Origin of the sequence: Thiorhodococcus mannitoliphagus (assembly GCF_010915725.1) — a bacterium.
Taxonomy (GTDB): domain Bacteria; phylum Pseudomonadota; class Gammaproteobacteria; order Chromatiales; family Chromatiaceae; genus Thiorhodococcus; species Thiorhodococcus mannitoliphagus.
This window is the reverse complement of record NZ_JAAIJR010000169.1, coordinates 1-9985: the sequence shown is the minus strand read 5'-3', so window position 1 is coordinate 9985 and position 9985 is coordinate 1. Positions and strand designations below refer to the sequence as shown.

Annotated in this window: 7 protein-coding genes; 4 read left to right on the top strand and 3 right to left on the bottom strand. The window is 63.4% G+C overall.

The window, feature by feature from the left end:
- Positions 1 to 121: 121 nt before the first annotated feature.
- Complete coding sequence (locus G3480_RS23420) at positions 122 to 1366, bottom strand: glycosyltransferase family 4 protein (protein WP_338114208.1); 1245 nt, start codon at positions 1364 to 1366, stop codon at positions 122 to 124.
- Positions 1367 to 1753: 387 nt separating this feature from the next.
- Here G3480_RS23420 and G3480_RS23415 point away from each other — a divergent pair, with 387 nt between their 5' ends.
- The gene (locus tag G3480_RS23415; RefSeq protein WP_164656616.1) at positions 1754 to 3184 is read left to right on the top strand and encodes a hypothetical protein; all 1431 of its coding nucleotides are present in this window, start codon (positions 1754 to 1756) and stop codon (positions 3182 to 3184) included.
- Positions 3185 to 3440: 256 nt separating this feature from the next.
- Here the strand turns inward: G3480_RS23415 and G3480_RS23405 are convergent, their stop codons facing one another.
- Positions 3441 to 5042, bottom strand: a complete 1602-nt coding sequence (locus G3480_RS23405) for an ATP-binding protein (RefSeq protein WP_164656614.1) — start codon at positions 5040 to 5042, stop codon at positions 3441 to 3443.
- Between the two features lie 219 nt (positions 5043 to 5261).
- Positions 5262 to 7367, bottom strand: a complete 2106-nt coding sequence (locus G3480_RS23400; protein WP_164656612.1) for a YgiQ family radical SAM protein — start codon at positions 7365 to 7367, stop codon at positions 5262 to 5264.
- Positions 7368 to 7616: 249 nt separating this feature from the next.
- Between G3480_RS23400 and pomA the strand changes: the two genes are divergently transcribed.
- The 3 genes from pomA (at position 7617) to G3480_RS23385 (ending at position 9894) form a co-directional block, all read left to right on the top strand.
- Entirely contained in the window at positions 7617 to 8378 is a 762-nt protein-coding gene (gene pomA, locus G3480_RS23395) for a flagellar motor protein PomA (protein WP_164656611.1), read from the top strand.
- 66 nt (positions 8379 to 8444) lie between these two features.
- Entirely contained in the window at positions 8445 to 9302 is an 858-nt protein-coding gene (gene tssL, locus G3480_RS23390) for a type VI secretion system protein TssL, long form (RefSeq protein ID WP_164656609.1), read from the top strand.
- The gene (locus G3480_RS23385) at positions 9295 to 9894 is read left to right on the top strand and encodes a PilZ domain-containing protein (RefSeq protein WP_164656607.1); all 600 of its coding nucleotides are present in this window, start codon (positions 9295 to 9297) and stop codon (positions 9892 to 9894) included. Before tssL ends, G3480_RS23385 begins: the two co-directional genes overlap by 8 nt.
- The last annotated feature ends 91 nt before the right edge of the window (positions 9895 to 9985 follow it).

The window sequence follows — 9985 nt, the reverse complement described above, 5'->3', positions numbered from 1 at the left end:
TGGACTCAGTTCTGGCAGCGCATTGATCAGTTCGGCGCCGAATGCTGTTGCTGAGACATCATTCAGAGGCCGCACTCACGCGGCCCGCTCCACAAGACCTCATCATATCGCACTCGACTTGCTAGCCGGCTCTACCTGCGCCAACTTCGGATGCTGGAACGCTTGAAATTGCCTCCTGAAAGACGCGCCAGTAGTCGCCAGCCATACGCCGCGCGTCATCGTACTCCTGAGCGCGAGCCAAACCGGCACGCACGAGTGCCACCCGGCGGCGCCGATCCTGCGTGAGCGAGATCAGACTCTCGGCGATGTCCTCGACAGACAAAGGGTCGAAATAGATGGCGGCATCACCCGCAACTTCCGGCAAAGCAGTGCAACTGCTGCAGGCGACGGGAATGCCCGCCGCCATGGCCTCGAGAACCGGCAGCCCGAAACCCTCGTAAAGCGAGGGGAAAACGAGTCCGGCGGAGTAAGCGATGAGGCTCCCGAGATCCGCATCGGATAGGTATCCTGGCAGCGTCACCACCTCCTCGAGACCCATGTCCCTTGCACGCGCGCGCAGTGCTTCCATGTTCGCACTCGGTGCCCCGGTGCAGAGCAGCTTGATTGTGGTCGGCAGCCCTCGCTCGCGCGCTCGCAAGAAGGCCTCGAGCAAACGCGCGTGGTTCTTGTGGGACCAGAAATTCGCCGGATAAAGGAGGTAAGCCTTGGCTAGGAGACCGAAACCCTCAAGCACGCGCTCTGACGCCTGGTGCTGACGGATCAAACGGCCCGCCATGCGCAGCGGAATCGCTACAACGCGCGTCGGGTCGGCACAGCCATGGGACAACGCCAGCGTCCGCGAGTACGCCGAGATCGTAACGACGCGAGAGGCATGCCGACATGCCTCGACGAAAGAATGCTCTCGGTTGGCGAGATCTTCGTCGGTAAAAAACTCGGAGTATTCCTTGAACTGAAGATCGTAGAGAATGCAGACGGTTGCAATGCCCTGCTCCCGATAGGTCGGCGCGGTGAAAGGACAGAACAGGAGATCGACACCCCAGTTCCGCAACCGCGTCGAGGCCCCACCCCGCTTAAGCATGGCGTGGAGTCCATACCCCATTCGCCCCCCCCAGGCTCGGACCGGCTTGGGCAACAAGGGCAAACCCCAACGAGCCACCGCGATGAGACTCGAGCGCAGTGTGCCGCCGACGAGCCTCCCAACGACGAGACGTCGAGTGACATTGGGGCAATCGAACTCGGCTAGCTGCTCATGCGATGCAGCTTGCGTCAAGAGGATGAAGTGCGTCTCGGGAGCCAGCGCGAACAAATGCCGTAGCAGTTCCAGAACGAAGACCCGCGCCCCGCCGTTCTCTCCTCCAGGCAGCACCGGTGTCAAATCGACAGCAACGCAAGCCGGGCGCTTCACTACCAATCCACCCTCCCGCGCGTCGGCATCGACTCGCTAGGCGAGCGGCGGACCGCGCTATACTGCGCAACGGATATGTCAGGCAATTGCACCAATTCTAGAGTTCTCGCTGGATCGCTGGCGTAGTACGACGGGCCGGCTGTTCCGCAACCGATGGAGAGGATCATGGTACGGCATCGCTACCTCACACTCTGTTCTGTGCTGGCATCTGCCCCGCTCCAAGCGGCGGTGCTATCCCCTTGCGCCGACACTTGTCTGCTCGAAACGAGGGGCAGCGACTCGAGCTGCGAGCTTTGGGAGACGTCAAGCCAGAGCTGGCTGACTTTGCCGCCGACCGGCGGCGATGCCATGCATAATCTGGCGCGCGACTATAGCAGATGGCTGCACGCGGGGATGATGCCAGCCGGCGGCGTCATGGCCACCCAGTTCACGGACGATACCCTGAGCGAGGTGCTGGCCTACAGCAGCCGGCGCGACTCGGCGATCTGGACCGGCACCTATCTGGCCTCGGAGGCGCTGCGCTTCATGACGACCCAGGCGCCGGACGCCGCGCGGCAGATTCGCGACACGCTCGAGACGCTGCACCTCTGGTGGCGCATTCCGGGGGACCCCGGCTATTTGGCGCGCTATGCCGCGCCCGCCGACAGCCCGGCGCCGATTCAGGCGATCCTCAGCGACAGCGAGGAGGAGGTGCACCGAGACGTGCTCTACGAGGGCGAACGCTGGCATTGGCGCGGCAATATCAGCCGCGATCAATACCAGGGGGTGATGCTGGGCTACTCCTTCGCCTATGAGGCCACGCAGAGCCCGGCGCTGCGCGAACTCATCCGCAAGGATGTCGTCGACTTCATCGAGCAGCTCATGCGCAGTGAAGAGCAGCCGGTCGCGGTCAGGGTGGGCAACAGCACGCTGAGCACCCAGGTCAGGATCCCCTACGCGGTCTTCAGCAAGGTGGAGGCGCCCGATGGTGAGCCCGCCTTGACCTTGACGCTCGACCCCTTCGAGGCGGCCGGCAAAGGGGTGCTCTTCTTCTCCCCCAATGCGGCTGAGCTGGTGCGTCAGCTCCCCGGGCTTGGCGGCTTTGCCAACATCTACCAGCCGACCGAGTCGATCCAGCTCGGCGCCATGTTCAATGTCGCGCTCCAGGTCACCGAGGGCGTTTCAGAGTACGCCGAGCGCCGTCAGGCGATCGCGCAGCACTATGAAGCGCACGCGGACGAATGGCTGGACATCGCGACGGGCTGGCGCAACAGCAACCAATGCGCCGATGCCTATTTTGGTCTGAACATCGGCTTCATGCCGCTCTATAGCTGGATTCGCTTGGAGCAAGATCCGGCCAGAAAGCTCCGGCTGCAGCGCGAGGTGCTGCGGGACGCCATGTGGGAGGAGGTAAAGGATCACAAGAACGTCTTCTTCGCCTTCATCTACGCATCCCAGGCGGCGGCGGAGGACGAGGTTCAGTCCGTCGCGGATTTCCACGCGGACCAGCTTGCGCGCTTCCCCACCGCACCCAATCTCGCGCTGCCGCGCGACCTGACCGGCAAGTACCCTGAGAGCGAGCAGTGCGAGGGCCTCTCCGCGGTCGCCGTCAACGTCGATGAGCGTGTCCCGGCGTCCTTCACCTGGGAGCGACAGCCTTGGAAGCTGGTTGACGGCGGCACCCCCAATCAGGTCTACGGCGGCGTCGACTACCTGATGGCCTATTGGATGGGGCGCTACTATGGCTTCATCGCGGACGACGCGCCTGGGACCTGTCTGCTCTGGCGGCGGGACCAATAGCGCGCTCGAAACTAATAGCGCACTCGAAACTCAGGCCCAAGGCGGACGACCTCGCGAAGATCTATCGCCATACCGACGGGCGATTCCGGAAGGCGGCCGACTGCACGACCGAGCACTTCAGCGGGATCGGGATCGGGATCGGGATCGGGATCGGGATCGAACCGACGATACCGATTCCGATAGCGACCCCGATGGCATGACGCGTCGGTCTGAGGCGAAGCCTCGCTAGCGATTGAGCGCGCGAAGCGCATGGGCATCAGGCCACGCGCCGCCAATCCGCCTGGATGAGGTTGCGCGCCGCGCCGCCGAAGACCAGACCGACCTCGAACAGACCGCGGCCCGGCTCACCACGATACTTCTCGCTGTAGCCGCGCGTCTGGATCTGAGCGAGCGCTGGATTGGGCTGTTCGGCGCGCTCTTCAGGCGCCGCGTCCGGCCCCGGCGCGCCGCGCTCCAGCTTGAGTTCCATGACGTAGGTGTAGCCGGCGAGCCGCACCGCGAGGTCGACCTGACCGTGGTTGGTGATGTCTTCAGGGATGATCTCGGCATTGAGGCTGGCGAGAAAGGCGTAGAGCACGCTGGCATAGTAGCCCTCGCTTTCGGGCAGCGCATTGCCGGTGAAGTTGCGCCAGGGGATGCTGGCGAAGACACGCTTGATCATGGCCACGAGCCCCTCAAGGTCGCCTTGCGTGAGGCTGTCGTAGAGCCCTTCCTGGAGTCTGAAGCGCTGATCCTCGATGCCCGCGTAGCGGCTGATGAATTGGTCGTTCAGGGCAAGGCGCACCTCTTGGTTGGGAAGGCGCAGGCGAAAGATCAGCCGTCCGATACGGGTGTGGGTGCCGGTGATCGTCAGATAGCCACTCTGAAACAGCAGTGTGACGGGGTTGATGCGCTCGACGTCGAAGGAGTCGAGGATTTCCTCGCTGACCTCGAGTTGCTCGAGATTGGGCAGGAAGTAGCGCTTGCGCTCGAAGAGCTTGAGCAGGAAGCTCGGACTGCCGGTCTCGAACCAGTAGTTGCGGTAGCTGTGGTCCTTGTCGATGAAGAGCAGGATATCGTAGGGGTTGTAGACCGCCTCGCCGAGGAAGGCGTAGCCGTTGTACCAGGCGCGCAGCTCGTCCCAGTCGACGCCGGCCAGATGCTCGGCGAAGGTGGTCTCCAGGTCATGCTGGGTATAGCCGCAGAGGGTGGCGTACTGAGCGCTCAGGGTGATGTCGTTGAGCTGATTCAGCCCCGAGAAGAGGCTCACCTTGCTGAATTTGGTCACCCCGGTCATGAAGACGAAGCGCAGATGGGCATCCTGGGCCTTGAGCACGGAGTAGAGGTTCTTCAGCCTCTCGCGCAGCTCGGCGGCCCTCTCAGGGTGGTCGATGCTGTCGAGAATGGGCTTGTCGTACTCGTCCACCAGGACCACCACGCGCTGGCCGGATTGCCTATGGGCATGGCGGATCAGGTCGCCAAGACAGCCGGGGATGTCATTGTCGCGCCAGTCGCAGTCGATGCCTAGGCGCTCACCGTTGCCCTCAATGAGACGCCGGATGCGTCGGTCCAGGGCCGCGCGGCTGTCGACGACACCGGCGGCGAAGTCCAGCACGATCACCGGATGGCGTTGGCTCCAGTCCCAGCGGTCATGGATAAAGAGGCCACGGAACAGCGCCTCGCTGCCCTCGAACAGCTCCTTGAGGGTGTCGACGAACAGGCTCTTGCCGAAGCGACGCGGCCGCGAGAGGAAATAGGCCTTGCCCCGCTCGATCAAGTCCAAGGCGTGCGCGGTCTTGTCGACGTAGGCGCAGCCGCTCTCGATGACTTGGCGAAAGGTCTGGACGCCGATTGGAAGCGGGGCACGCGAATCCGTCATGGCGGTGCTCGGAATGGGTCGAGGTTCCCTCATTCTGGGACAGTGGATCACGCAATGCCACTTGCGCGTCCAGGGACGGGGCTCGAGTCCCTGCTCCGTGCGTGCGATGCCAAAGGCCGAGTACAACTCGGCGATCCCAATGACACCAGGCCAGGACGTTGAAAATGAACGCCCTCCAATTGACCTCTGCGCCACAGACTCAGGGCGGCCGATTGCGCCCTACCGCCTGCGGGACGGCTTGCGGTGCGATCTGCCCCGGGACATGGATGATCCTGTCGGCACGGACGGCCTGCGCTGCCCCTCGGCCACACCTCCCGTCCCGGCCGGCTGGAAGCTGGGCACCAGGTGGCGCTTGCCGTTGCCGATGAGGTCGGCCCTGCCCATATCCTGCAGTGCCTTGCGCAGCAGCGGCCAGTTCTCCGGATCATGGTAGCGCAGCAGGGCCTTTTGGAGCCGGCGCTGGCGTTGGCCGCGGACGACGGAGACGCGCTCTGAGTGGCGCGTGACCCGCTTCAGCGGGTTGCGCTCACTGTGGTACATGGCGGAGGCGATGGCGAGCGGGGTCGGCAGGAAGGCTTGGACCTGGTCGAGCCGGAAGCCGTTGCGCTTGAGCCAGAGCGCGAGCTTGAGCATGTCCGCGTCCGAGGTGCCCGGATGCGCGGAGATGAAGTAGGGGATGAGGTACTGCTCCTTGCCGGCCTCCTTGGAGTACTTGTCGAACAGGGCCTTGAAGCGGTCGTAGGTCCCGATGCCGGGCTTCATCATCTTGCTGAGCGGACCGGCCTCGGTGTGCTCTGGGGCGATCTTGAGATAGCCGCCGACGTGATGCGTCACCAGCTCGCGGATGTAGGCGGGCGAGCGCACGGCCAGGTCGTAGCGCAGCCCGGAGGCGATGAGGATGCGCTTGATGCCGGGGACGGCGCGGGCCTTGCGGTAGAGGCGGATGAGGGGCTCGTGGTCCGTATTGAGATTGCGGCAGATGTCCGGGTAGACGCAGGAGAGCTTGCGGCAGGCGGCCTCGATGCGGCGGTCTTTGCAGGCCATGCGCCACATGTTGGCGGTTGGGCCGCCCAAGTCCGAGATGGTGCCGGTGAATCCTGGCGCGCGGTCGCGCACATCGCCGATCTCGCGCAGGATGGAATCTTCAGAGCGGTTCTGGATGATGCGCCCCTCGTGCTCGGTGATGGAGCAGAAGGTGCAGCCCCCGAAGCAGCCGCGCAGGATGTTGATGGAGTGGCGGATCATCTCCCAGGCAGGCAGCTTGGCGTCTTCGTAGCGCGAATGCGGCTTGCGGGTGAAGGGCAGCTCGTAGATCTGGTCCAGCTCCGCGCTGGTCAGGGGGATGGGCGGCGGATTCAGCCAGACGTCGCGATCGCCATGGGCCTGGACCAAGGCACGGGCGTTGCCGGGATTGGTCTCCAGGTGGAAGACGCGCGAGGCGTGGGCATAGAGGACGGGGTCGTCCCGAACCTGCTCGTAGGCGGGCAGGCGCACCACGGTGGTGGCACGATCACTGCGCCGTGGCGGGCCATGTAAGAGCGTCGTCTCCGGCCTGTTGTCGCAGGCGGGGTCTGTCTCGTAGGGGTCGTTGTAGACGCTCAGGGGACCCGGCGCGTCGAGCTGGCTGGAATCCCAGAGGGTCCAGCCCTCCGGCCGATCGCGGCGCAGGAAGGCGGTCCCGCGCAGATCGCGGATCTCCGTGATCGACTCACCGCCCGCCAGTCGATGGGCCACCTCGACCACGGCCCGTTCGCCGTTACCGAAGATCAGCAGGTCCGCCTTGGCATCCATGAGCACGGAGCGACGCACCTTCTCGGACCAGTAGTCGAAGTGGGCGATGCGCCGCAAACTCGCCTCGATGCCGCCGATGACGACCGGCACACCCTTGTAGGCCTCGCGCGCACGCTGGGCGTAGACGGTCACGGAGCGGTCGGGGCGGCGTCCGGCCTCGGCGTTCGGGGTGTAGGCATCGTCGGAGCGCAAGCGCCGATCGGCCGTGTAGCGGTTGACCATGGAATCCATGTTCCCCGCAGTGATGCCGAAAAAGAGATTCGGCCGCCCCAACCGCTGGAAGTCCTCGGCCGAGGTCCAGTCCGGCTGGTCGATGATGCCGACCCGAAAGCCGTGCGCCTCCAGCAAACGGCCAATGACGGCCATGCCGAAGGAGGGATGGTCGACATAGGCGTCACCCGTGACGATGATGACGTCACAGCTGTCCCAGCCCATCACATCCATCTCGGCGCGGGAGATCGGCAGCTCGGGCGCCGTGCCCAGCTTATGCGCCCAGTGCTTGCGGTAGGAAAAAAGATCGGGCGCGGTTTTCATCGGACTCTGGTACCAAGTTCACCCTTTTGGGATTCACCTCGCCGAGCGGGTGGATTTGACCGGCGGGAAGGTCGAGAATGCGGACAATCGGCGGGGGTCCAACGGCACGACGTTGGCAACGCGATCACATACTAAGGCGATTTCCGGCAATCGCCTAATGCACAAGCACCCGACGGTCAGCAGACCGTTAAGCTGATATTTAAGTTGGCTGATGTTTAAAGTTGAGCTGATCTTAAGGGGAGAGCTGTAGTGGATCTAGCGACCTTGCTCGGGCTGATCGGCGCAATGGGCGTCATTGTCGGCGCCATCGCCCTCGGCGGCGACGTCATGCTCTTCATCAACGTGCCGTCGCTGGTCATCGTGATCGGCGGCACCGCCTTTGCCGTCCTCTTTCGCAGCACGCTCGGCCAGTTCCTCGGCAGCTTCAAGGTCGCCATGGGCGCCTTCTTTTCCAAGTCCACGCCCCCCCAGAAGCTCATTGACGAGGCGGTCGACCTGGCCAATGTCGCGCGCCGCGAAGGCCTGCTTGCCCTCGAGGGCAAGGAGATCTCGCACCCCTTTCTGCAAACGGGCATCAGCCTCTGTATCGACGGCCATCCGCCGGAGGTCGTCGCCAAGGTGCTGAGCAAGGACATCAACCTCACCATCCAGCGCCAAGAGGCCGGCTACAGCGTCTTCAAGGCCACGGGCGACGTCGCCCCGGCCATGGGCATGATCGGCACCCTGATTGGCTTGGTGCAGATGCTCGCGAATATGGAAGACCCCAAGAGCATCGGCCCCGCCATGGCTGTGGCCTTGCTGACGACGCTCTACGGGGCGGTCATCGCCAACGCCTTCGCCATCCCCATTGCGGAGAAGCTCAAGCTCAAGAGCAATGAGGAAAAGCTCAACAAGACGCTGATCCTGGAATCCATCTCGGGCATTCAGGAAGGTCTCAACCCACGTGTTCTGGAACAGTTGCTCATGACCTACTTGCCGGAGAGCCAGCGCACCAGCAAGGACAAAGACTGACCCCAGGCGTCGAGCACCAATAGATCCAGCACCAACTAGATCGAGCACCAAGATTAGGGTGTAGAGATGGAAGAGACCGAGTGCGAGCAACAAGAATGTCCAGCGGGGGCCCCCGAATGGGTCATGACCTTCGCCGACCTCATGTCGCTAATGATGTGCTTCTTCGTGCTGCTATTGTCCTTTTCGGAGATGGACGTGCAGAAGTACAAGCAGGTCGCGGGGTCCATGAAGTTCGCCTTCGGCGTGCAGCGCGAGGTCAAGGTCGCCGACATTCCGGCCGGCACCAGCATCATCACGCAGGAGTTCTCGCCCGCGCAGCCCGAGCCGACGCTGATCAATGAGATCACGCAGGAGACCATCGACCAGCTCAAGGAGTACCTCAAGGTCGAGGACACGATCGCGGATGCCGAAGAAAAGGCCGAGGAGCTGCGGGAGGCCCTCAAGGAGGAGATCGAGCAAGGCCTCTTGGAGATCAGCACCATCGACGACCAGGTCGTCATCCGGATTCGCGAGCAAGGTTCATTCGCCTCGGCATCGGACGCGGTCAGCACTGAGTTTCGTGACATGCTGATCAAGGTCGGCGATGCCCTCAACCGGGTCGAGGGTAAGATCATCGTCGCAGGACACACCGACGACATCCCGATCGAGACCCGCGAGTTCCCCTCCAACTGGGTGCTCTCAGCGGCGCGCGCCGCCGCCGTGGCACACACCATGACCGAGATCGGCGCAGTGGATCAGAACCGCATCGAGATCCGCGCCTACGGCGAGAACCAGCCGCTCGAATCCAACGAAACCGCCGAGGGGCGCGCAAAGAACCGCCGCGTCGAGATCATCGTGCTCAGCGACCGCGACCCTCAGAGCCTGATCGAGAACCTCACCCTAAAGCTTGACGAAGACGAAGCGAAGGCCCAACCCGATGAGTAAGGAGTTAGAGCAGAACGCCCAGGACCAGGACCAGGAAAGGCGTCGCTATTTCCGTATCGAGGACGAAGTCGGTCTCCTGGTCACCCCCATCTCGCCAGCGGACGAGGCGGCAGCGATCGCCGGCTTCGATGACGAGGAAGGCCACGCGAGTCTCATGAACGAACTGCGCGCCCTGCGTGATGCACACCTGCCGCAGCGGCGCAGTCTGGAGTACAAATTCCCCACCGTCGCCGCCTACATGCGGATGGTGGAGAAGCAGATCGATCTGCTAGCGGCCGCGGTTGGGGATGAAAACGGCTACCCTGCGGCACCGGATACCCCGGTCAACTTGAGTGCTCAGGGTCTCAGCTACGAGGCCCAGGAGCCCTTGGAGATGGACTCGCTGGTCGAGGTCCGCCTGACGATCTTTCCGGACCGATGCGGCATCAAGGCGCTCGGGCGCATCGTGCGCTGCGAGGGCGACGAGGGCTGTGGAGACACCGCCGTGGAGTTCACGCATCTGCGCGACGCTGACCGCGAGGCCATCATTCGGCACGTGCACCTGCTGCAGCGGCTGCGCTTGCAAGCAAACACCGAGAAGGCATTCGAGTAGCAGTTGGCAGTTGGCAGTTGGCAGGTGGCAGAAGTCATTGAAGAATGGAAAATAAGGAATAACGAATATCTAAGTTACTCTATCGAAGCTA